Consider the following 23,252-nt stretch of genomic DNA (forward strand, 5'->3'; position numbering starts at 1 on the left):
TTCGTTTTGACTTTTGACTTTTGACTTCTGCCCTGCGATACTAGCCTAAATGAGTTATGAACAACAAGATACCCGACTTCTTAAAGAAGTCGGGTATCTGACTTTTACAACATAAAATTTAGCCAAGGAATAAATTCCCTGTCTAACAGCTAAAGTCGGTTTTAACCGACTTGTTTTAAATATATTATTTGGGTATTTTATCAGGTTTTGGTGATGAGTAGATAACAATTTTCAAGTATCAGTAATTATTGTCTCACATGAAACTTCAAATATGTTCCTCCCAATCCTTCTACAATGATTCTTGTATTAGTTGTCATCATTTTTTGATAGGTTTCTCCGTCACTTCCTAGTTCACCTAGTCCGCCAATATAAAGTGGTTTTTGAGAAACTTTTACTTCCGCTGCTGTCGCTACGGGTGCGAGTAAATTGGAATTGGTATTTGTATCTGCAAAAATTGTTGGTACTTTAGCTTTTTGAATATCCTTAGCCAAATTTCTGACTTCTGTATCTGTCAATTTTCCCATATTTTTAACATTACCTAAATTGACTGAATAGGGAATATCATAAGCTTTGACATAATAAATCATTGCTGAACTTGTTGTAATTAATTTTCGATTTTTATCGGGAATACTAGCTAGTCTTACTTTAATCCAATTATTGATTTGATTGATTTCTTGGGTGATTATTTTTGTATTTTTATTATAGATATTCTTATTTTTTGGTACTAGTTTAATTAAACTACTATTAATTATCTCCACCATTTTGATAGTATTATTTGGGTTATGCCAAACATGAGGTTCAACAATTTGTTTACCGTTTTTTCTAATTTTAATTAAATTTACACCGATAGTTTTAGCAACGGCAATTTTTGATTTAGGCTTTTTAATCTCTTCAATAATTTTAATTAAACCTGGTTCAAAATTATAACCATGATATAACACTAAACTAGCATTTTTAATAGCTTGATTATCTTCTGGCATGGGTTTATAATTTATAGGATTCATACCAGGAGGAATTAAACAAATCAGATTAATTGTATCTCCAGCAACTTGTTTTGTTAAATCGCAAATTACGCTATTAGTTGCTACAACAAAAGGCAAATTATTATTAATATTATTATTGGTGGTATTATATGGTGTACTAATAGTTTTATTTCCACATCCAAATAAACCCACCATTACGCCTAAAATGATAGTTTTCAATAAATGTGAAGATAGTCTTTTTTCTAACATGATTTATTTTAATTGATGAATATATTAACAACTCCAGAATTTGAACCTTCTAATTTTAATAATTATAGCAGTATGCAATTGAATGAGATACAGAATCTACAATAAAAGCCATACAGTAAGAGACTCTTAACTCCTGACTCATGCTATATATAAAGTAATCATGTAAGTTGCTACCAATTACCAATTACCAGCCTCAACGAGATAATTAGCAACTTGAGTTAATAAAGACACAGATTTACTGTGTCCCTAAAACATTGATTATTCTAATTTCTTAAATTCCCACCGTAGGTAATTTACCTTGTAATTTTTGTAAATTAGCTTGAACACAATTAGTGCAACTACAACCAGTTTGTTCGATTACAGAATGTGTGATGTTATTGATTTGCGGTGTAACTATATCAAGATTGGCTTGAGTAGATGTCACCACAATCATTTGCACAGCAGATGTAGATTTGAATTGGGAAGCGTGTGCTGGGTTAATTACCAATAGCAGAGATGCGAAAAACAGAGGAAAAGCCAGGAAAATCAGGTTGACTATTTTCATAATTCACATATAAACAGTTATTGCAGTTGTTAGTTGTCAATTATCAGAGAATTTTCCTACCAGTCAATACTTCTCGCACTTCCAGCATGGCTGAATAGGTGGGGAGAATGTGTAAAGTTTCATTTGCTGGTGTATGCTCTAGAGCAGTAGCGATCGCTTGCTGCAAATTTGACTCTACAATCAGATTGATGTCACTGTCCAGAGATTCCTGACTATAACGTAGACGTAAAGCCATATCATACACGCGATCGCCACTGACAATCAACGTTCCACCCCGTGCTACCAACTTTTCTGTATCCACATCCCAAATCCATGATACATCAGTACCATCAGGAGTCCTGTCATTCAACACCAATAAAGTCGTTTTATCGGTACTTTGAGTGACGACGCGGATAGTTTCATTTGTTCCCACAGGGTTTTTCGATAATAGAATCCGCACCCGTTTACCATTAATCACTAAATCTTCTGCACGACCAAAAGCAGCGTGAAAATTATTAATTCCATCCCTAATATTCACCTCATCAACTCCTAATGCTTGTGCTGCTGTAGCTGCTGCCAAAGTATTATATTTGTTATATAAACCCACAAGCATTTGTGGCCATTCCTGACTTAATAAAGCAGGTTGACTTTTAGTAAAACCACAACTAGGACAAGTAAAATCTCCCAAATGGGACAAATAAACCCCTTGATAATCTAAAGCATGACCACAGCTAGGACAATAAATAGAATCAACAGCATGAGGAATAGCTTCTAAATAATTTTCAGGCTCATTTAAACCAAAAAATAACACCTTTTGCGGTAACTGTTGACCCAAATAGGATAAAGTCGGATCATCAGCATTGGGAATAACTACTGTTGTTTCTGGTAAAGTAGCAATTACCTGAGTCCACCGCTTACTAATACTATCCACTTCCCCATATCTATCCAACTGGTCACGGAACAGATTTAAACAGAGAATAATTCGAGGTTTTAGCGGTTTTAAAACCTTGGGAACTATATTTTCATCAACTTCCAAAATTGCATAATCTACATTCAGATTTCCCAGCAGACTAGCATTATCTATTAAAGCCGTTGCTAACCCATTTTCCAGATTTGCACCCGTAGAATTATGGGCAATACGGAAACCATTCCGTTCTAAAATAGTGCATAACAGTAACGCCGTAGTAGTTTTCCCATTCGTCCCCGCAATGAGAATTACCCCATTTTTAACCTGCTGACTCAATAACTCCAAAATACGAGGTTCTATCCGTCGCGCAATCGAACCAGGTAAAACACTAGCTGCACCAAGACGCAATGACCGCACCAAAAACGTCACACTTTTAGCCATTGATACCGCAAAACCCAAGCGGAGTCTATCTATAACCTTTATTTTCTTACCCAGAGTCATGATTTATAAATAACCTATAATTGCCAAAAGAATTTTAACCCGTAATCCCAATTTTATGTGAAGCTGCACAGAATCATGAAATCCATAAATCCATCCGTCTTTATTTGCGTTTATCTGCGGTCAATTACTCTGGAAATCTGATTCTATAGAGTTTCATCTTAACCTGGTATAAGTTTAACTCATAAGGCTTACACATTGACAAAGTTTCTTGAATATGCAATGTGTATTTTATCTCTTGTAGGGTGCGTCAGACCCGATAAGTTAGTAAAAAACCGATTTCCTTTATCTGACGCACCCTACTCAATAAGTTATTTCCAAAGCCGAAAATACGGTTTTAGCTTTCTTCAGCAAGCCCTAACTAACAAATAATTTTTTCTCTGAAAACACCATGTAAAGGTTATCTTAAAAAATAGTGCGTGCGTGTGATTATTATCCAAACCAGTTAACATCAGTTCAGCACAAACTCACAAAAAATAGTAGCAAAGACAAGGTTTCTGTTAATGAATAGCATAAAGTGGCTTTTTTCACAAACTCAAATAATTACTAATTGGAAACGGTTAGTGTCGAAATGCTTATTGCTGCTTGTTTGCCTATTCGTAATTAGTATGCAGCCAGCATTAGCAGGTATTAAAGATGACCGATATGATGGCAATATTTTTGTAATTTATGCTGGTAATGGTTCTCTCGTTCCCCCCAAAGAAACTCTAGCACAGACATTAGCAGAACATAAACCAGCAATAGTGACATTCTACACTGATGACAGTAGCGATTGCAAAAAATATGCGCCGGTTGTTTCCGAGATGCAAGCATTCTATGGTCGCGCCACAGAAATCATTCCTGTCAGCGTTGATACTCTTTTAGCGGACAATACCTATCAACCCACAGAAGCGGGATATTACTATGGAGGAAGTGTTCCTCAAGTTGTAGTTTTTGACCAGTCAGGTAAGGTAATCTTGAACAAAAAAGGTCAAGTACCTTTTGAGGAAATAGACGACAAATTGAGAGAAATATTTGACTTATTACCCCGCACTGAGTCAGTCGAGTTAAAACGACGTTCACCAAGAGAATTCAGCAGTCAGTTAGAAGACCAATAGAATAGCTTAAGTCATACCCCATACCTCGTTCCCAGTCTCTGACTGGGAATGCTGTCACAGAGGCTCTGCCTCTATTATTATGGAAGGCAGAGCCTTCTGAATTCATTCCCATACAGAGTATGGGAACGAGAAAGGAACAAGAAAGGAGAAATACATTATTTCACCGAGAAAATTGCCGTTTTAAAGCTGTAAAAACTGGACAAGGGGCTGATGTTTGTAAATTCTCCGGTTTACTCCAAGTAAAAGGTGCTTTTTGAGCCGCAGACATCCATAAGAGTCTTTTGGCTCTAGTCATGGCAACATAAAGTAAACGATATTCTTCAGCAATTTTCAGGTATTTTGATTCTTCCCAGGCTTGGTTAATATCCGGTATGGGTTTTTTGTGAAGTCCGGCACGAATTTGGGCGCGGGCAACTTCTGATAAAGTAAAATCACCTAAAAACTGTCCTTGGGGGGGAATCCAAAAGCGTCCAGGAATTAAATTTTCATGGAGAAAAGGCAAAAATACATAATCCCAGTCTAGCCCTTTGGCTTTGTGCATGGTGATAATTGTTAATTGTCCGGCTTTGGTATATTGTGCTTCTACATTTTCTGGTTCTACAGATTCAAATCTTTCGGAATTGACAATTTCACTTAAAGTTGAGATCATTGCCCCCATAGAACTATTCCCAAAAATTTGCTGATTTACCCGTTCTGCAAGTTTATCCGCAGTGGCTAATTCGGCTTGATCATATTTTAAGGTTAAGGCCAAAAAAGAAATTATTTGATAAAATGGTAATTCTAAATAAGCCCTAAGTAAACTCCGACAAAGATGAGCGGCTTTTTGGACTATTTCTGTTTGGGGTGTGGCTAAAGGACCCGGATATAGAAATTCTTCAGGTAAACTAGCTAGAGTGTTAATATCTTGGGTAGGAATTAATTGTCGTTCTACAAGGACTTCTAAGGTAGCTTTGAGATAATCGGGGGAATGGGGGCGATCGCAAAACTGCAATAATGATAGAATTTCTTGAGGAACATGAGAACGGCGTTCTTTTTCTCCTACATCATAAAGTTTTATTTTATGTTCTTTACATATTGGTTCTAAAGCCGCAGCTAACCATCGTCCTTGGCGATTTTCTCTCACTAATATCGCTGCACAAGCTTGGGGATTTTCGGTAAATAACTCAATTACTCTTTGGGAAAGTAATTCAACTGTATGATGAATATCTCTAGGGGTATGAAGTTCTAAACCCTGTCCCACAGGTTGAGGATTGCCATTTTCTTGATTGACTGGTTGAATTTTCTGATTTCTAAATGGTGCTTGTCTATGTTGAGTTTTGGCAAAATCTTGATTATTAACCCATTCTAAAGCAAAGTTAGCTGCATCAATAATTATTTGCGTACTGCGCCCAGCTTGATCCATTTGGGCTAGTCTATCTTGAATTTGACAATCTTCGCAAAATTCCCGAAAATAAATCGGGTCAGCAGGTGTAAATGTAGAATTAATGGCTTGATTAGGATCACCAACTCTGATTAAATTCAAAGCTGATTTATCTAATTTATCTGCATATTCTTGACTAGCGAGTATTTCTAATAAATCTGTTTGTAAAGGACTAGAATCTTGAGCTTCGTCTTCAAAAACAGCAAAAACTTTATTTTGTTCAATGCGGCAGGTGCTAGGATTTCGCAAAACTTTTAAAGCCCCTAATATCATATCATCGTAATCAATAAAGTCTTGTAACTGCATGATTTTTTGATATTGTTCATATAATCCAGCGGCTATTCTTAAAATGTCATATTTATTATGAGTTTGTTCACTCCACTTTAATAAATCTGCTGGCGATATTCCCGAACTTTTGGCTTCATGAATCACCGTATAAGCTAAATCTGGTAATATTTCCGTTCGCAGCGCCGATTGACGACGGAGTTTTTCGGTTTCTTCTCCATCAAATTGCTTTCCTGCAAGTAAGCGTAGATAAATTTCTGGATAATTAGCAATCCATTGTTCTACTGCTGTGCGAATGAATTTATGACTTTGATTTGGTGTGATTAAAGTCGCATTTTCTAATTGTAAACCCGATAAATGAGGATGACGACTAGCAATAATTAAAGCTAAACCATGCAAAGTATAAACTGCAAATCCTGTTTGTGGTAAAGATAATTTTTTTAAGTTTTCCCGAATTTTAAGTTTAATATTAGCAGTGGCAGAACGGGTAAAAGTAACAACAATTAACTGTTTATAATCCTGATTACCAGTATTTAAATAATCCTCATATTGACAAGCAATGGCGATCGCTGCTGCTGCCGCCATCCCCGTAGATTTGCCCGCCCCAGGCACAGCAGACACAGCCAATGCTCCCCCTCTCCAATCCGCCATTTGTGTTTGTCCTGGGCGAAGCTGGGCGCGAATGGTGGCGATATTCTCTGTTAATTTAGTCAGTGGTGATTGGTCATTAGTCATTAGTTTTTATACAAGCTGTGTAATTTGATTTAAGTTAATATCCTCAATTAGAGGAGTAGGTTCATTACATCATACGGAGCGCTGGGCGATCGCTTCTCCTCCTAATTTTGCTAAACTAAAATAAACCTCACACCAGCAGGAGGACATAATGACTTTTACAACTGATGTCCAGGAAGATCCAGACTTACGCCCTTACCCAGAAACCTCTCTTCCAGATCATACCCAACTACCAGAGTCGGACGGTACATTTGTGAAAAATTGGCAAGAACATCCCCAAAGTATTCTACTAACTGATTCTATCAAACCAGTATTACAAAAACTTTATCCTGATAGTCAATATTTTATTGGACAAGATTTAGGCATTTATTGGCGTATTACTGAACCACCTGAGAAAGGTGCAGAAGCACCAGACTGGTTCTATGTTCCCAGTGTACCACCTACCTTAAATGGTAAAACCCGACGCTCCTATGTCCTTTGGCAAGAATTTATTGCTCCATCAATTGTTTTAGAATTTGTTTCGGGGAATGGTGCAGAAGAACGAGATAAAACTCCGTGGAAAGGTAAATTTTGGATTTATGAGCAGGTAGTTCGTACTCCTTTTTACGGCATTTATGAAGTTAATAAAGCCAGTATAGAAGTTTATGAATTAATTGGTGGAAAATATCAGTTATTGTCAGCAAATGAAAGGGGACATTATTCAATTACAACTATGGGTGTGGAGTTAGGTTTATGGCAAGGAGAATATCAGAATGCAGAATTACCCTGGTTGCGGTGGTGGGATTTGCAAGGTAATTTGTTGTTAACCGGTGAAGAAAGAGCCGAACAGGAAACACAAAGAGCAAATCGGTTGACTGCACAATTACGGGCTTTGGGAATTGAACCGGAAGCGTAATATTAAATTTAGGATTTACGAGTCACGGAATAACGATAACGGGCGTTGCTGATTTCGGGTATGATTTTTATTTATTAGCGATCGCTAAACTATTACATGGCCAATACTTCAGATTATTAGATTTTTATTTTCATACCTTGATTCAGCAACGCCCGATAACGAACCACAGAGGCAGGGAGAACACGGAGAAATGAGGATTTGAGGAATATTTTGCGTAAGTCCTGAAGTTAGAAGTTAAATATGCGTAGTGATTTTATATTATATGGAAGGTCTCTACAATCTTTACCTCCAAATGTCTATTTACTATCTATCAAACCGGCTTCAAAAGTTGGTGTACTATCCATCCTAAACCTAAGCCGATATTGGAAGTGCCAGCCAAAATTAGAAAAGTATGAAACTTGCTAAAGGATTTTCCTAATTTATCCATAACCATAACTACAGCCCCAGCCACAACCCAATTCCCAGCCCCAGCCAAAGCCCCAGCCCAAACCACACCGAAAGTCCCAGTCACAACCACAGCCACAACTACAACTACAGCCATAACCCAAGTTACAACTACAGCCACAGCCACATCCACAGCCATAGTCATAGCCCAAGCTACAACTACAGCCGAAAGCGAAAACGGAGCATTAACGGCAGTTAGGATGTAGCCCATTAGGGAATAAAGCAATAATAATATAGTCAATGAAACCCAAGGAACTTTTCTAGCTGGTTTATCGCTAATAGTTTCTTTCTCTATCGTAGGTTCAGGATAAACAACTTCTTTTTTGTAAATATCCTCAACTGGAGGTGGAAATGTTACTGTTGGATTTTTTGCCTCTGTATTAAACTTGTAGCTTAATATTTCTAGCCATGACTGCATAGAATGAGGACGGTCTTTTGCCTCCAAAGCCATACCATAGAGAATTGCTCTATTTAATCCATCACTGATACTAGAAATAATCTTTTGCGGTGGAATTAGCGGCTCATTATCAAGTTTACGAGCTAAAGAATTTGTGGGCTTTTTACCAGTTACCCCAAAATAAAAACTAGCAGCGAGACAGTAAACATCTACCCTTGGATCTCTACTTCCTTTATATCTTTGTTCATAAGGGGCAAATCCATCATTAGCTGCCTTATCCGTCGAACTTTGAGTTGCAGGAATTATTTGTTTAGCAATACCAAAATCAATTAAAACAGCCTTACCATTACTTCGCAGCATAATGTTTCCAGGGTGGGCATCTCTGTGTACTAAACCTGCTTGATGCACTACCATTAGAGCTTGCCCTATTTGGCGAATATAAGTTACAATCTCTGCTGCTGGTAATGCTCCCCTACGCTTGACAGCCTGAAACAAATTTTCCCCCGGTACAAACTCCATGACTAGACAATGGGTGTTACCTTCCTGAAATAGTTCAATTACGCCCACGATATGAGGGTGAGGCTCTTGAGATAAACGTGCTAGTGTCCGCCCTTCTGCAATAAATCTTTCTATATACTTGTCATACTCTGGATCATGGTTCAGATATTCATTAGGTGTCTTGATGACAACTGGCCGATTGAGGTTCACCTGTAATGCCTTGTAAGTAATGCCAAATCCTCCTTGTCCGAGAATCTGCTCAATTACATATTTACCACCCTGCAATTCCTGTCCTATTCCCCAGGTCATGAATACCTCTGATTTAAATATTTATTTTCATCCCACCACCTGAGAAAAGTTTACATGATTCTACGGTTTATTGGTAGCCGTAGGACTGGGAGATTGTGATGGTGTACTGGTAGGTGGAGATGGTTTAAAAATAGGAATCCAGCCAACTATACCTGAGAGTAATGTCCCAATAGCAGCAATTCCAGCTATAACCAATGTCCAGAACTGGATGTTTTTATCCCAACTCCAATCAAGTATAGGCTTTGGTTTTTTTTCAGTTCCACCTAAAGAGTCAAGCCATTTTTTTACTGATTGCGATCGCTCTTGGGGATTTAGTTTCATCCCTGTTAAAATTTCTTGGTTAATGCGATCGCTAATTTTGGGATTAATTTCTTTTGGTTCTTGTAAATGAATATTATCCAGTTTACGTTTGAGAGCATCTACAGGAATTTTTCCAGTCAAAAGCACATAAAGAGTTGCAGCCAAAGAATAAATATCACTGGCTTGAGTTGGTTTAGTGCCTTTAACATAAAGCTCAGGAGATGTAAATCCAGGGGCATTTTCTTCGGCTCGTCGCGTGGTTAATTCATGGTCAAAATCTAGAGCCAAATCAAAATCAATGAGTACAGCTTCAGGTTTTCCCCCACGCAAAATAATATTTTCTGGTTGCACATCTCCATGAATCAAGTTATTGTCATGTACAACTGTCAAAGCTTCCCCAATTTGCCGAATGTAAACTAATGCTTCTTGTTCAGGAAGTTGTAGTTGGTCACGTTCAGCTAAGTTTAATCCGGCCACATATTCCATTACCAAACAGGAAGACTCTGCTTCTTTAAAAGGTTCGGAAAATTTAACAATATGTTGATGCTGACAGCGCGTAAGTTTGACTGCTTCTTGCAAAAACATCGTTTCTAGCCGTTCCCGATCTGATTGATTCAGGGATGTGAGTAAATTAATATCTAAGGTTTTGATAATTTGGCGATCGCTATTTTTATTTTTAACCAAATAAGTAATCCCGAAGCGTCCCCTTCTTAATTCTTTCTCAACGGTGTATTTTCCACCTTGCAACTGATCACCTGCTACCCAAGCCATTTTTGCAACTCCCCAATTACTTGGATTAATTTTCGCACAAAAAGCTTGTGTAGTCTCTATATAGGGCTTGCTGAATAAAGCTAAAACTTTTTAATAAGAGAGTGTTGGTTTCCGACCTGTTCCCTTCTCTCTCTACGAGACGCTACACGAACGAGCTACGCACATTAGTCAGGGAACTGTAGTCAACTCACGCCCCATTCATCCCCCGCTCCTAAGAGTGAGCGGGGGGCTTCTGTCGGGAAAGCTAACTACATTATTCGTCAATCTGCCAAGCATCCTTGGTATATTCTTCATCAAGGACTTTCTTGGGACGGACTAAGACAATCATTTTTCCTAACAGGGGAATTGCTGGTGCGGTTTCAAACCATTGAAAGTCAATACTATCGCCGTTTTCAAACACAAAGTAATTGGAAATATCCCATTCTCGTTGAGCGCGATCTATGACGATCATGATCGGTTCAACTTTGTTTTGATGGGGGTTGGGGAAAATATCGCTATTACCAATGACAACTACAGGATCTTCTGCATTTAGTAGCACTTTCCAGCCCGGTAAGGCTACCCAAGCTTGTTCTCCGGCAAATTTAACAATCCGAAATGGTTGAATTTCGGTAATAAATGGTACAGCTTTTAATTCCTGTGATGTTAATGGTAATTCACCTACAACTGGTAAAATCCGGGGTAAATCTTCATCAATTTCTAGACGATAAAATGGTAAAATCGGCGGTGCTACTTTAGCCGTAACGCTAAAATCCATTAACAGTTGTTCTAGTTGTTTTCTGGCTGTTTCGGAATGAGCAAAGCGTAAGCCCTTGGCAATTAAGCGCGATCGCTCGGATAAGTCAGATTTTTGTTTAGCATATTTCCAGGATTGATAGGCGATCGCATCTCCTGGATGTTTACTAAAACCTTCGGGTAAAGTAGGAAACCAAGAATAGTCTTTCACTGCTTTGGCTATATCCCTGACTACATCGGCATCAAGTTTGTATTGATATGTCAAATCCGCAGTCGTGGCTCGGTCTTCTTGGGTTAATCCACGCAATTCATATAAGACATCACTACTCTTGGTGCTATAATATGCCAATGTTGCCGATGATGAGCCACATTTTTCCATAGAATTATAAACCTGAGAGCCAACAATTACCTGATTTTGTTGAATTGGTTCAAATCCAGTGGCTTCAAAGATGTCTTGGGGATTGTAACCATTTTTTTGCAGGTAGGCGATCGCCTGTCCCCATTCTACCCAAGTCCCCTGTTTTTGTCTCAGCTTAACTAATAATTCTGTGGCTGTTTCTTCGTCAGGATTTGGCAAATTGGGCTGTATTTCGGTCATAATTAAAGGATGCGTCTTAAAAAGTTAATACTGTCTGATGAGCGTGAAGAAATGTAAAGCTAGAAAACTATCTTCTTCTCTTATGTGTATTTTGACTTATTACTCATGAAAATAGTCAGAAAAAATAAGTGAGATATATAGTTGTAGAATTAGTGTATCAAAGAAATTTGCATCTCATTTGAGTTTTCAGCGCTATTCTTAACATCATACAGATAGAAAATATAACAAAATAGCAGCTAACACGGATATATTTATGGATAAACCCAATTTTGAATCTAACCAAGTTCGCCGTCAACGCCTAACCCCTGAAAGTGCCAAAAAACTTAATGTTCCCTATTCCCTCAACAAATGAGTAACGAAGTCCGCGCTATATTTAATCGTATTGCTCCCGTTTATGACCAACTTAACGATCAATTAAGCTTGGGACAACACCGCATTTGGAAAGAAATGACAGTCAAATGGAGCGCAGCTAAACCTGGTGATACTGGCTTAGATTTGTGTTGCGGTAGTGGGGATTTAACTTTTCGGTTAGCACGTCATGTAGGGAAAATAGGCAAAGTTTATGGAGTAGATTTTTCTGCTAACTTACTAAATACTGCTCAAGAACGCTGCAAAAATTACTATCCCCAACCTCCTATTAATTGGATAGAAGCAGATGTATTAAATTTACCTTTTGATAATAATTATTTTGACACAGCCACGATGGGGTATGGATTAAGAAATGTTAAAGATATTCCCGGTAGTCTCAAAGAAATACACCGTGTTCTCAAACCAGGTGCGAAAGCCGCAATTTTAGACTTTCATCGTCCCGACAATCAACAGTACCGCGCTGTGCAACAGTGGTACTTGGATAATCTGGTAGTTCCCATAGCTACTAATCTAGGCTTAAAAGACGAATATGCTTATATTAGCCCTAGTTTAGACCGATTTCCCACTGGGAAGGAGCAAATAGAGTTAGCTCTTGAAGCCGGTTTTATAAATGCCACACATTACCCCATTGCTAACGGTATGATGGGAGTATTAGTAGTAATTAGGTGATTGGTAATTGGTGATTGGTGATTGAAATTAGGATATAAGAAACAAAATAAATGTTTTCTTTAATATCCCTGATCTAATCCATTACAAATTACGAATTACGAATTACGAATTACAAATTACCCATTACCTAATCCAAAAGCCTGTGGATTTGTCTAGAATTCTATTATATATCTCTCCCCCCATTCTGGGTGGATTAATTGGCTATTATACCAACGACATAGCCATAAAAATGTTATTTCGTCCCTATAAAGCCGTTTATATTTTTGGACGAAAAGTACCGTTTACTCCTGGTTTAATTCCTAGTAATCAGGAACGGTTAGGACAGAATATTGCTAATGCGATTATGAAATCGCTACTGACTCCAGAAGAAATGCAAAATCTGGCGCGGAAACTCCTACAACCTGAACGATTACAAGGTGGAATTCTCTGGTTATTACGTCTGGTAGTTGATCAAGTTAAAGGTGATAAAAACCCTCGTAGCACTAAAATTTTAGCTGGTATTTTACGGGATTTATTAGGTGAATCTTTACCGCGTCTCTTGAAGGTTTTGGCGAGAAAAGAAACATTTTTAGAAACCCAAGTTAACCAAATATTTGACAAAGTATTACTAGAATTTCAACTCAGTGATGAACAATCTATCCGGTTAGCTGATTGGTTGCTAGAGGTGGTTTTACCTTCAGATAGATTACGACAAGTTATTATTGATTTTTTAACAGATCGGACAATTCAAACTATTGATGAAAGCTTTCGAGAAAAAACCAGTGGTACTTATTGGGTAGTGGCAAATTTGTTTGGGTTGAAAAATACTTTAACTCGATTACGGACATTTTGCTTAGATGAGAAAGAAGCAACTAACAAGCGATTGCAAGAATTAATCAAAGATTTAAAAATGCGCGATCGCATTAAGGAATTGTTACAAAATTTATCTTTACAAAATCTCCCCGTTGGTACAGTGCGTCAACTGCGAAAAACGATTCGAGATAGTGTGCGTCAATATCTGCAAAATAGTGGTGGTGATTTGCTCAAAGAATTAACAGAATCGGCTGATTGGGAAAGGATTTCTATTGTTTTACTAAATCGCTTAAGTAGTTCAGCCGTTGTTAACACTTCTTTAGAAGTTGTGGCGCGGGATTTGGCATTAATTTTAGAAAAGTATCTAGAAAAAGATTTAGAGGTGATTGTTGCTCAAGCAATTCCTGTTTTATCTATAGATCAAGTAATTGTAGAACGAGTCAAAGCTACTTCCCCCGCTGAGTTAGAAGATGCAATTGAGGGAATTGTCAGAAATGAATTACAAGCAATTGTCACTTTGGGTGGTATTTTAGGTTTTGTTGTTGGTTTTTTACAAGTAGGATTTTTATTTTTGAGTCAATCTATGTAATTGGTGATTGGTGATTGGTAATTTCTACTAATAATACGTTATTCCGTGTTTTCTATCTTGAAGGGGTAACTATAGCTACATTATTTCATTTATAATAAATCAAGCAAAAATGGTATACTATGTACTCGATGCTTCTCGCGGGATCATAAGCACGGCCTTTTTTTAGTCAACCCAATATTTGATATGCAGTTAGAAGAAATTTTATCGGAACTAGAAAACAATACTGGAGTATTTCCTCGTCTAGCTGTGGAGAGAGCTATTGCAGAACAGGAAGCTATTACTCCTTTGTTGTTAGCAACCTTGGAAGAATGCAAAAACAATCTAGAGGAATTACTTGAGGAAGAAGCATATATCTTGCATCTTTATGCTTTATATTTATTAGCACAATTTAGAGAAGCTAAAGCTTATCCGCTAATTATTGACTTTTTTTCAATTCCGGGGGATATCACACTAGATTTCACTGGAGATGTAGTCACTGAAGATTTACCAAGAATTCTGGCTTGTGTTTGTCATGGAAATATTGAGCCAATTAAGCAACTAATAGAAAATCAAGAAGCTAATGAATATGTTAGAGATGCTGCTCTACAATCATTAGTTGTTCTCGTTGTTCAAGGAATTCTTCCTAGAGAGCAGGTTATTCAATATTATGATGAACTTTTTTCAACTAAATTTGCAAATGAACCTGCTGATTCCTTTGTTTGGACTCATTTAGTAGTTAATAGTACGGATATTTGTCCTATTGAATTAAAGCATCATATTGACAAACTTTATGAACAGGATGTAATTGATAGGTGGTTTATAAGTCAAAAGAATGTACATGATGCTATTGAAATGGGTGTAGAAGCTGCCTTAGCTAAACTGCAAAAGAAGCAACGTTATTCTTGGATTGATGATACTGTATCAGAAATGGAATGTTGGGCTTGTTTTCGAGCTAATACAGATAATAAAAGGGATATGTCGTCGCTATTAAAAAACTTTAAGTCATCAAATAAAAACTATGTTTCCCCCATTGCTTTGGAAAGAGTTGATGGTTTCTCAAGAACAAATATAGATAAAGATAAAGATAAAGATAAAGCTAAAGCTAATAAAAAGAAAAAAATGCAGAAAGAGTCTCGAAAGAAAAATCGTTCTCAGAAAAAGTAATTTCCCAAAGGAGTATTTGGGAGATTTAAAATACAAGAACCCCACCCCCAGCCCCCTCCTCGCTTGCGGGGAGGGGGCTATAATTTATTCGGCGTTGCTGATAGCCTGCGTGGCGAAGCCATATTGAGGTATGAAATTCCCAAATTGAATCTTTAAAACTCTTACCTTTGCGTGAGACTGAAATTCATACCCTTAATCAGCAACGCCATTTATTCTTAGAGGATGGGGCTATAATATAATATATCCTTTAATAGTATGAACCTGTTTTCCGGTGGTTAATAGCAGTCATAGCATCCGGCTTGAGTAATTTACCGTTGTCAACAGTTGCATAAATTACCCAATGATCACCGCATTCTAGGCGCTGTTGTACCAAACATTCTAGATATGCACAAGCTTCTGTTAAAATGGTACAACCATTATCGGCTTCCGCTGTGGGAAAGTTAGCAAATCTATCTTCTCCAGGTTTAAAACTTTTGCGGAAATGTTTCATGTATTCCACATGAACACCTTCAGGAAGGATATTCAAGACAAATTTACCACCAGGATATAATAGTGATTCGACTGCTCGCTCTTTGGCGATCGCTACAGTAATTCCCGGTGGATTAAAAGTAGCCTGAGATACCCAAGCGCCCATCATGCCTGTCGAAAATTCTCCCTGTTTGGCAGCAATGACACAGACAGAACCAATAATCCTACCTACAGCTTGTTCTGTGGGGGTTGCAGCTTGTTGAGGAACGCGCACTTTCTTGGCTTTTCGCAAACTTTGAGCAAAGTCTGTACCGACTTCTTCGCAATATTTGAGAGTGACTTCATCTGGTTTAAATTTGACTTTCAAGGTATCAAAACCGAAACGATAGCCAGCGTCTCGGAGTTTGCATTCTACCAAGTCTAAAGCTTCACCACTCCAACCGTAAGAACCAAATACTCCCGCAGGTTTGGTATTATCACCTGTAGAAAGAACAATCCCTAATGCGGTATGAATAGGCGTAGGTGCGTGTCCACCTATGGTAGGAGTACCAATGATAAAACCATCTGCTTGTTCTAAGCTGGTGCGGATTTCGTCAGCGGTCGCAAATTCACAGTTCACAGATTTAACCGCAACACCACCTTTGGTTAATCCTAACGCCATTGCTTGTGCTAAGGTCGCAGTGTTACCATAAGCGGAAGCATAGAGAAGTGCTACGGATATTTCTCGATCTTTTTGAGCGCGACTCCACTCAGCGTAAGATTTGGTTAGTTCGATTAAACTGGTGCGTACCAGGGGTCCATGACCGACAGCATACATTCTTACCTGTAAATCGGAGATTTTCTCCAAAGCTGATTCCACATGAGTTGCATGAGGAGCCATCAGGCAATTAAAGTAATAACGTTGGTCTTCTTTGAAAGTTTCCCAATGATCATCAAATACTTCTTCACCGCAGATATGAGCGCCAAATAGCTTATCTGTAAAAAGAATTTGGGTTTGTTGGTCATAGGTACAAAGTGCTTCAGGCCAGCGGGGACTAGGTGTAGGTAAGAATTTCAAGACATGACCTTTACCTAAATCGAGGGTTTCTTTCCCCCGCATGACGAGAACTTTGATATCTTGGTCGGTGAAAGCAGCGCGTAAATTATTAGCAGCAGGAAGAGAACAAACAAAGGTAATTTGGGGTGCGATCGCTAAAATTGCTTTTAAAGTAGGAATACGATTGGGGTTAAAATGTCCCAAAATTACATAATCCAACTTTTGGACATTGATAGTTTTTTGTAATGCTTCCAGATAAATTTCTGTAAATCCTTCTGCTGGAGCGTCTGTTAATGCAGTTTTATCGGCTTCTATTAAATAGCTATTGGAAGTAGTTCCCCGTTCTAGAGCATATTCAATTTCAAACCGCAACCGGGACTTACTACGCGATCGCATTACTTTTGTGTTGGTAGCAATTGGTAGTATTTGTACGTCCCTTGGTCTAGAATCGCTCATGGATACTTGCTGGGTCGAAAAAACTTGAGAAACCCAATTTTTAGCCGATTCAACAGCGTTAGAAAATGAATCTGGAAGTGTCATAGTTATTATGAAAGATGGTTAGTTAATAATTAGGTAATAGGGAACAGGGAACAGGGAACAGGGAACAGGGAACAGGTAGAGAAGAGGGTAATCACCAATTACCTATTACCTATTACCTATTAATAGTAATTTCCTACTTTGCGATGACGAACTGCGGTAATTCCATCAGGTTTGGAAACTTTTCCATCTTCAACTGTGCAGTATAAAATCCAGTGATCACTACATTCCATACTATTAACAACTTCACATTCCATGTATGCGAGTGCGTCAGTCAAAATGGGTGAACCGTTTTTAGCTCTTTGGGTTTTTACGTCTGCAAATCTATCAACACCGGGATTTAAACGTTTGAGAAAATGCTTTTTCAGGTCTTGATAGTTTCCTTCTTCAAGAACATTAAGAACAAAGCGATCTCCTACGTGCAATAAACTATCTAAAGCGCGATCTTTAGCTACAGCAATGGTAAAACCTAAAGGCTGTAAACTGGCTTGTGTTACCCAAGAAGCGATCATTGCGCCGCTAATATCGCCTTTTTTGGCAGTGACAATATACAAACCATTACTAATTCTTCCCAACGCTTTTTCCATGTTCACGTCGAGAGATTTGATTTGTTTAATATTGCGTTCCCGGACTAACAATTGTCCCAAACCATTGCCGGCTTCTGTAAATTGTTTATAGGTGGAATCTGTGGGAGTTTCTTTAATACGAATAGCGGGAAAAGCTTCCTTAATACCTAAATCAATAAATTTGCGTCTGAGAGTATCAATGGGTTCATCATCGCCACCATAGGACTCAAATAAACCCACAACTTGCTTATTTTTAGCAACTGCTAATAAAGAACTAATTGCGGCTTGTGCTTTAATTGCACTAGTAGAAGGCATCCCCACAATTAAACCAGATGCGCGACCGGCTAATTCTTGAATTTCTTGACTTTCTGCGGTGTTTAAATCCAATACTTCCACACCAACACCAGCTTTTTGCAAACCATCGCCAATGGCGTGTGCTATGCGATCGCTATATCCATAACCAGAGACATAAAACAAACCCACAGTAGTTTCTGTTTTTGCTTGTTTTTGACTCCAATTATGATAATATTCAGTGAGAACATCGAGGTTATGATGTAGTAAAGGTCCGTGTCCATTGGCAATAATTTTAATTTCACCAAGTTCACCCATTCTCTTCATTGCATTCAGCAAAGAACGAGCATTTGGACCCATTAAGCAATCATAATAAAAGCGAAAATCAGCTTCAATTGCTTCTAAATCTTCGTCGAAAGTGCGATCATCACAGTAGTGCATTCCAAAGGCATCACAAGTGTAGAGAACTTGGGTTTTGCGATCAAAGCTAAAAATAGTATCTGGCCAGTGTAAATTCGGCGCACTGACAAATTCCATTTCATGACCTTGACCAATTTTGATGCGATCGCCACTTTTGACAATTCGCTTAGAAAAAGGTTCATGTACCAAACCTTCCAAAAATTGCAAAGCCACTTTAGAAGCTAAAACAGTCGCTCTTGGTGCTAACTGTAAAATATCTTCGACTAAGCCACTATGATCAGGTTCAGTATGGCTAACAATGATATAATCAATAGTCTTAGGATTAACTAAACCCTTAAGAGTTTCTAAATAAAGTTCACGAAACTTCTGGTGAGAAGTATCAATTAAAACTGTTTGTTCACCTCTAATTAAATATGAATTATAGGTTGTACCATTTTGTAAACCAAATTCAATATCAAAACGATCCCGATCCCAGTCTAGAGAACGAATCGCAGTAGTGTTAGGGGCAATTTCTACAGTTTGTATAGTTAATCGGTTCTGAACGTTCTCTGAGATAGCTACCATTATTTCACAAGAGCAAATAAATAAACAATCATTTCTTCTGCCCCCCATTGTCGCTATTATTTTTTTTTAAAGCTGTAATGAAAAGTATATTTCGGAAAATTAAAGTTGTGATCACAGATACAGTTTTTACGTAACCATTCAGCCATTAGCTATCAGCAAGAATTGAATTGATCAGCATTCTGAATATTAATTACAAAAAGGCAGGAGTTAAGAGGCAGAGGGGCAGAAGCTTATGAGTATAAATTAAAACTTTGGTTTTGTGTTTACTTTTAAATCTTCATAATTTATGTTTAAACTTTACTATTACTTGATATGTATTTTATAACTTTCATTTAATATGATAAAAGGACATTATTTATGTCACCATGAAGGCGTTTTATACGAAGAGTGCATAAGTAAATTTTATTGGCATACTATGATTACAACAGCGGCAGATTCTAAAAATTGGCTGCAAGGAAGCCGTTATAGTAATCGGGGAAGTATTTATTTGTTTGCTCCGATGGTTAACTTCAATGTGATGGCGGAAGTTGGAGACACTCCACCCTAATTGGCGGTGTTGTACTTGCTGGGAAATTTAATGAATGATTCAACAATTACATCTTAATAGTAGTGAGAAAATTTCACACCTATTTTGACATAGCGTAATAGATGTCATTGAAGTGAAATAAATACTTTGATATTTGGTAACTAAATTACTGAATGATAATCTCTTATCAAATTATTAACTTATACACAGCAATAGTTAGAAATTTGATGTTGCATCAAAGCCTTTAGCTTCAGTATTTATGAGTTCCAAATATAAAAAAAGTATTCACTCTAATTTTCAAACAAGTACATACAGCGTATTGCAGAGTTTGCTGGCAAATCAATACAGCATCTTTTGTATAGCAATTTATAACAATTAAATAACCTCTATTTAAGATAATAGGAGATTAGTTGCATGACTCAAATGATCGAAAAATCTGCCGAAAAGAGACTTCATCTTCCTTATTTAGACGGATTGAGGGGATTAGCGTCTTTATATATTGTCCTCGTACATATTGAACCATCAATTGAAGGGCAATTGCCTATAATGTGGTCATTATTTGGAGAAACCATGAAATATGGTGCATTTAGTGTTGTCATTTTCATTGTTCTTTCTGGTTATGTTTTGATGCTGCCAGTAGCGCGTTCTGAAAATGGTCAGTTATCAGGAAGTTTCATGAATTATATTAAGAAGCGATCGCGGCGAATTTTACCACCCTACTATATAACACTGTTGATCTGTTTACTATTAACAACAATTATCTTGGGTTTAGAAAAATTTACCGATTTTCAATGGAATGCAGAAGCAGGACTAGGAGCATTTTCTCCCAGATTTTCTTTTATGGATGTATTGCTTAAACTACTCCTAGTTCATAATCTTGACAGTAACTCATATCTAACTATTAACCCACCCATGTGGACTGTCGCCACAGAATGGCAAATATACTTTTTATTTCCGCTATTTTTATTACCTATATGGCGACAGTTGGGATTATTTGGGGTTGTGATTATTACCTTTTTAATTGGTTTAACTCCTATATATTTGTTGAATGGATTACTTGAATCAGCAAATCCTTGGTTTTTATGTATATTCTGTTTAGGAATGGCAGCAGCAGATATTGGATTTTCCCAAAAACCCAAGTTAGTAGCCCTCAGAAATTCTTTACCTTGGGGTTGGTTATCCATTATCTTTACCTGTATTGCTGTCATCACTGAATGGCGACGGATAGGACTGCATATATGGATTAATCAAACTTTTGCTGGTCTGGCATTTGCCTGTCTATTTATTTCCTTAACCAAGTCAATAATAGAAGACAAAAAACCATCTTTAATCTTACAGATATTACAACATCCTTTAGCGATCGCCCTGGGGACATTTTCCTATAGTCTCTATCTCACTCATGGACCAGTCTTAGTTTTGGTGCGTTACTGCCTGTTTTACCTGCCAATCTCACCAGATATGTTTGCAGCCGGATGTTATTTACTAGGTACAGTAATGTCACTCATTATCGCTTACTGGTTTTACTTATACTTTGAGCGGCCATTTATGTCCAATTTTTTGAAAAAGCGAAAAATCAAAGATGCCGTGATTTAACAAAAGCCTCAATTAATACTTGGTTTAAAAATACCTGATTGTTTGCCTTAGTCCACCCAGGTGGACTTTGTTTGTGTAGTAGCGACTTCTAGTCGCCCCATATTTTTATATTTTCTTTGCCGAGATTAACATTTCCATGATATTGTAAAAATTAATAATCAAACCCTAGCACAGCACGGCGTAAATAAATCAACTATTCTTAATCGCCAAAAAGCTTGCCCAATATTGCTTTTGACTTTTGACGAACGCCTTGCGGTACTAGTGAGATGTTAAGACCAGAAAAGCTTTTAACCATTAATACACAAAGAAACTGTCCACCTTGAAGATTTAGTGACAACTCTCAGGGTAGAGGTAAGCGCATCAAGTTTCTAAATATGGCTTTAGGTGATTAACCTTGTCTAAATTTGCTGCCAAGATAAATCAATTAAAAATTAATAATTAAAAATTTAAAAAAGCTTGTGTAATCTGCTTTTTTAATTTTGCTATTTACTACTATTTGTGTTTGAAAATAGCTAAATATTTCCGTGTAGGTAATTCTGTAACCGCAAAGAATTACGAATTATTAATGACGGAATTATATAGACAAGTGGGATACTTTGAGTACAAATGATGCACTGAAAATTTTATTTTCATGAAAACGTGAGGAGGAAACTTGAACGGAACAATTTTGAAGCGGGAATGGTTTTTTAACACCCAGCGAGACATTATGGCGGGTGCTGTGGTAGGACTAGCTTTGATTCCCGAAGCGATCGCTTTTTCAATTATTGCCAGAGTAGATCCCAAAGTTGGGCTGTATGCCTCATTTATTAATTGCCATTTTATTTTTACAAGATTGGGTGAAGCAAATGCCCATGGCCGCCTTAGTTGCTGTCATGATTATGGTATCAATCGGGACATTTCGCTGGTCATCCATCAAAAATATTTTGACACTCAAGGAGGGGCAGTCTCTAACTTGCCAAGCAATGCACGAACGATTATCCAAAAAATTGCAGGAAATAGAAGATAACATTCGACAACTTCAGAAATCTGAAGATGCCGATCCCAATCATGAATGTGTCATTTTAGAAAAGGTGGAATAAATCATGTTGAAAGTTGAAATTCTCGGTACAGGTTGCAAGAAATGTCATCAACTAGAAGCCAATGTGCAAGAGGCAATTACTACTCTTAAACTAGATGCTGAAGTCAGACAGATTACAGATCCAATTGCAATCGCTCAACGGGGTGTGATGAAAAGGCTTTAGGAATTAATAATCACTAATTATCAAATCAGTCCACTTTAACGGTAAACTCATATATTGCAGATCCCGGACTTCTCAAAGAAGTCGGGGATCTAAATCAATCTCAATCCAAAATGTTTACCCTCATGACTGGAGAATTAAGACTTTGGGTATAGAACTACGCAGTTTCGTATTTCTAGACAATCTGCAACCTCAACACGCCGCATACATGGGAACAGTAGCCCAGGGTTTCTTACCATTACCGGGGGATACATCCCTATGGATTGAAATTTCCCCTGGTATCGAAATCAACAAGATTACCGACGTAGCCCTGAAATCCGCTTCCGTTCGTCCTGGAGTACAAGTAGTAGAACGGCTATACGGACTATTAGAAGTGCATTCTGGCTCTCAAGGGGAAACACGAGCCGCTGGAGATGCGATTTTGGCATTTTTAGGCGTAAAAAAAGAGGAATGTCTCAAACCTCGTGTAGTTTCTAGCCAAATTATCCGCAATATTGACGCTTACCAAACCCAACTTATTAACCGTACCCGTCGAGGACAACTGCTACTAGCAGGACAAACCCTCTATGTATTGGAAGTTGAACCAGCCGCTTATGCAGCACTAGCAGCTAATGAAGCAGAAAAAGCAGCGCAAATTAACATCCTCGAAGTTCAAGCTGTCGGTAGTTTTGGCAGACTTTATTTAGGTGGCTCAGAACAGGATATTTTAGCAGGAGCAGCGGGCGCTTTAGCCGCAATTGAAAACTCACCTGGAAGGGAAAATCCCCAAGGTAAGCGTAACGAATAAGGAACAAGATTGACGCAACTAACATA

19 protein-coding genes and 1 pseudogene are annotated in these 23,252 nt (G+C 37.7%); 11 read left to right on the forward strand and 9 right to left on the reverse strand.

Annotated features, from left to right (window positions below):
• Window positions 1–245: 245 nt before the first annotated feature.
• From CA730_RS16330 to CA730_RS16340, 3 genes are all read right to left on the reverse strand, one after another.
• Window positions 246–1,232 carry a metal ABC transporter solute-binding protein, Zn/Mn family gene (locus CA730_RS16330; RefSeq protein WP_096668873.1) on the reverse strand — a complete coding sequence of 329 codons (987 nt, stop codon included), beginning with the start codon at window positions 1,230–1,232 and terminating at the stop codon, window positions 246–248.
• 271 nt (window positions 1,233–1,503) lie between these two features.
• Window positions 1,504–1,776, reverse strand: coding sequence for a hypothetical protein (locus CA730_RS16335; protein WP_096668875.1), 273 nt, complete (start codon window positions 1,774–1,776; stop codon window positions 1,504–1,506).
• A gap of 43 nt (window positions 1,777–1,819) precedes the next feature.
• A complete protein-coding gene (locus CA730_RS16340; protein ID WP_096668877.1) occupies window positions 1,820–3,163 on the reverse strand; it encodes a Mur ligase family protein in 1,344 nt (447 codons plus the stop codon).
• A 500-nt stretch (window positions 3,164–3,663) separates the two neighbouring features.
• On the opposite strand from CA730_RS16340, the gene CA730_RS16345 reads away from it, so the two are divergent.
• Window positions 3,664–4,257, forward strand: coding sequence for a thylakoid membrane photosystem I accumulation factor (locus tag CA730_RS16345; RefSeq protein ID WP_039205242.1), 594 nt, complete (start codon window positions 3,664–3,666; stop codon window positions 4,255–4,257).
• A gap of 160 nt (window positions 4,258–4,417) precedes the next feature.
• Here the strand turns inward: CA730_RS16345 and CA730_RS16350 are convergent, their stop codons facing one another.
• A complete protein-coding gene (locus CA730_RS16350; RefSeq protein ID WP_096668879.1) occupies window positions 4,418–6,697 on the reverse strand; it encodes an ATP-dependent helicase in 2,280 nt (759 codons plus the stop codon).
• Between the two features lie 148 nt (window positions 6,698–6,845).
• Between CA730_RS16350 and CA730_RS16355 the strand changes: the two genes are divergently transcribed.
• Window positions 6,846–7,589, forward strand: coding sequence for a Uma2 family endonuclease (locus CA730_RS16355; protein WP_096668881.1), 744 nt, complete (start codon window positions 6,846–6,848; stop codon window positions 7,587–7,589).
• 310 nt (window positions 7,590–7,899) lie between these two features.
• Here the strand turns inward: CA730_RS16355 and CA730_RS16360 are convergent, their stop codons facing one another.
• From CA730_RS16360 to CA730_RS16370, 3 genes are all read right to left on the reverse strand, one after another.
• Window positions 7,900–9,237 (reverse strand): serine/threonine protein kinase, encoded by a 1,338-nt coding sequence (locus CA730_RS16360; RefSeq protein WP_096668883.1) that lies wholly within the window; start codon window positions 9,235–9,237, stop codon window positions 7,900–7,902.
• 60 nt (window positions 9,238–9,297) lie between these two features.
• Complete coding sequence (locus tag CA730_RS16365; RefSeq protein WP_096668884.1) at window positions 9,298–10,308, reverse strand: serine/threonine protein kinase; 1,011 nt, start codon at window positions 10,306–10,308, stop codon at window positions 9,298–9,300.
• Window positions 10,309–10,561: 253 nt separating this feature from the next.
• On the reverse strand, window positions 10,562–11,638 hold the full coding sequence (locus CA730_RS16370; protein WP_096668886.1) for a RuBisCO accumulation factor 1: 1,077 nt from the start codon (window positions 11,636–11,638) through the stop codon (window positions 10,562–10,564).
• A gap of 348 nt (window positions 11,639–11,986) precedes the next feature.
• Between CA730_RS16370 and ubiE the strand changes: the two genes are divergently transcribed.
• The 3 genes from ubiE (at window position 11,987) to CA730_RS16385 (ending at window position 15,200) form a co-directional block, all read left to right on the forward strand.
• Window positions 11,987–12,676: a bifunctional demethylmenaquinone methyltransferase/2-methoxy-6-polyprenyl-1,4-benzoquinol methylase UbiE gene (gene ubiE / locus CA730_RS16375; protein ID WP_096668888.1), complete on the forward strand. Its 690-nt coding sequence runs from the start codon at window positions 11,987–11,989 to the stop codon at window positions 12,674–12,676.
• Window positions 12,677–12,818: 142 nt separating this feature from the next.
• On the forward strand, window positions 12,819–14,057 hold the full coding sequence (locus CA730_RS16380; RefSeq protein WP_096668890.1) for a DUF445 domain-containing protein: 1,239 nt from the start codon (window positions 12,819–12,821) through the stop codon (window positions 14,055–14,057).
• A gap of 183 nt (window positions 14,058–14,240) precedes the next feature.
• Window positions 14,241–15,200 (forward strand): DUF1186 domain-containing protein, encoded by a 960-nt coding sequence (locus CA730_RS16385; RefSeq protein ID WP_096668893.1) that lies wholly within the window; start codon window positions 14,241–14,243, stop codon window positions 15,198–15,200.
• Between the two features lie 247 nt (window positions 15,201–15,447).
• Here the strand turns inward: CA730_RS16385 and CA730_RS16390 are convergent, their stop codons facing one another.
• A complete protein-coding gene (locus tag CA730_RS16390) occupies window positions 15,448–17,160 on the reverse strand; it encodes a diflavin flavoprotein (RefSeq protein WP_096671586.1) in 1,713 nt (570 codons plus the stop codon).
• A gap of 203 nt (window positions 17,161–17,363) precedes the next feature.
• Window positions 17,364–19,082 carry a diflavin flavoprotein gene (locus CA730_RS16395; protein ID WP_096668895.1) on the reverse strand — a complete coding sequence of 573 codons (1,719 nt, stop codon included), beginning with the start codon at window positions 19,080–19,082 and terminating at the stop codon, window positions 17,364–17,366.
• 415 nt (window positions 19,083–19,497) lie between these two features.
• Here CA730_RS16395 and CA730_RS26100 point away from each other — a divergent pair, with 415 nt between their 5' ends.
• From CA730_RS26100 to CA730_RS16420, 6 genes and pseudogenes are all read left to right on the forward strand, one after another.
• Complete coding sequence (locus tag CA730_RS26100; protein WP_269076474.1) at window positions 19,498–19,629, forward strand: hypothetical protein; 132 nt, start codon at window positions 19,498–19,500, stop codon at window positions 19,627–19,629.
• Between the two features lie 393 nt (window positions 19,630–20,022).
• The gene (locus tag CA730_RS16400) at window positions 20,023–21,201 is read left to right on the forward strand and encodes an acyltransferase family protein (RefSeq protein ID WP_096668897.1); all 1,179 of its coding nucleotides are present in this window, start codon (window positions 20,023–20,025) and stop codon (window positions 21,199–21,201) included.
• 652 nt (window positions 21,202–21,853) lie between these two features.
• A pseudogene (locus CA730_RS25720) lies at window positions 21,854–22,009 on the forward strand (SulP family inorganic anion transporter); the annotation flags it as partial.
• Between the two features lie 70 nt (window positions 22,010–22,079).
• Window positions 22,080–22,280: a MerR family DNA-binding protein gene (locus CA730_RS26105; RefSeq protein ID WP_269076475.1), complete on the forward strand. Its 201-nt coding sequence runs from the start codon at window positions 22,080–22,082 to the stop codon at window positions 22,278–22,280.
• A gap of 3 nt (window positions 22,281–22,283) precedes the next feature.
• On the forward strand, window positions 22,284–22,442 hold the full coding sequence (locus CA730_RS16415; RefSeq protein WP_096668901.1) for a thioredoxin family protein: 159 nt from the start codon (window positions 22,284–22,286) through the stop codon (window positions 22,440–22,442).
• 142 nt (window positions 22,443–22,584) lie between these two features.
• Window positions 22,585–23,226, forward strand: a complete 642-nt coding sequence (locus CA730_RS16420; protein ID WP_015080173.1) for a microcompartments protein — start codon at window positions 22,585–22,587, stop codon at window positions 23,224–23,226.
• Window positions 23,227–23,252 lie beyond the last annotated feature (26 nt).

The sequence above is a fragment of the Dolichospermum compactum NIES-806 genome (assembly GCF_002368115.1).
GTDB classification, from domain to species: Bacteria; Cyanobacteriota; Cyanobacteriia; order Cyanobacteriales; family Nostocaceae; genus Dolichospermum; species Dolichospermum compactum.

Bases quoted from the DNA above. Each gene is read 5' to 3' on its own strand.
- CA730_RS16370 (WP_096668886.1), bottom strand. From the start codon at position 11,638: ATGACCGAAATACAGCCCAATTTGCCAAATCCTGACGAAGAAACAGCC.
- CA730_RS16365 (WP_096668884.1), bottom strand. From the start codon at position 10,308: ATGGCTTGGGTAGCAGGTGATCAGTTGCAAGGTGGAAAATACACCGTT.
- CA730_RS16340 (WP_096668877.1), bottom strand. From the start codon at position 3,163: ATGACTCTGGGTAAGAAAATAAAGGTTATAGATAGACTCCGCTTGGGT.
- CA730_RS16345 (WP_039205242.1), top strand. From the start codon at position 3,664: ATGAATAGCATAAAGTGGCTTTTTTCACAAACTCAAATAATTACTAAT.
- CA730_RS16395 (WP_096668895.1), bottom strand. From the start codon at position 19,082: ATGGTAGCTATCTCAGAGAACGTTCAGAACCGATTAACTATACAAACT.
- CA730_RS16390 (WP_096671586.1), bottom strand. From the start codon at position 17,160: ATGAGCGATTCTAGACCAAGGGACGTACAAATACTACCAATTGCTACC.
- CA730_RS16385 (WP_096668893.1), top strand. From the start codon at position 14,241: ATGCAGTTAGAAGAAATTTTATCGGAACTAGAAAACAATACTGGAGTA.
- CA730_RS16335 (WP_096668875.1), bottom strand. From the start codon at position 1,776: ATGAAAATAGTCAACCTGATTTTCCTGGCTTTTCCTCTGTTTTTCGCA.
- ubiE (WP_096668888.1), top strand. From the start codon at position 11,987: ATGAGTAACGAAGTCCGCGCTATATTTAATCGTATTGCTCCCGTTTAT.
- CA730_RS16350 (WP_096668879.1), bottom strand. From the start codon at position 6,697: ATGACTAATGACCAATCACCACTGACTAAATTAACAGAGAATATCGCC.
- CA730_RS26105 (WP_269076475.1), top strand. From the start codon at position 22,080: ATGGTATCAATCGGGACATTTCGCTGGTCATCCATCAAAAATATTTTG.
- CA730_RS16400 (WP_096668897.1), top strand. From the start codon at position 20,023: ATGACTCAAATGATCGAAAAATCTGCCGAAAAGAGACTTCATCTTCCT.
- CA730_RS16360 (WP_096668883.1), bottom strand. From the start codon at position 9,237: ATGACCTGGGGAATAGGACAGGAATTGCAGGGTGGTAAATATGTAATT.
- CA730_RS26100 (WP_269076474.1), top strand. From the start codon at position 19,498: ATGATTACAACAGCGGCAGATTCTAAAAATTGGCTGCAAGGAAGCCGT.
- CA730_RS16355 (WP_096668881.1), top strand. From the start codon at position 6,846: ATGACTTTTACAACTGATGTCCAGGAAGATCCAGACTTACGCCCTTAC.
- CA730_RS16415 (WP_096668901.1), top strand. From the start codon at position 22,284: ATGTTGAAAGTTGAAATTCTCGGTACAGGTTGCAAGAAATGTCATCAA.
- CA730_RS16330 (WP_096668873.1), bottom strand. From the start codon at position 1,232: ATGTTAGAAAAAAGACTATCTTCACATTTATTGAAAACTATCATTTTA.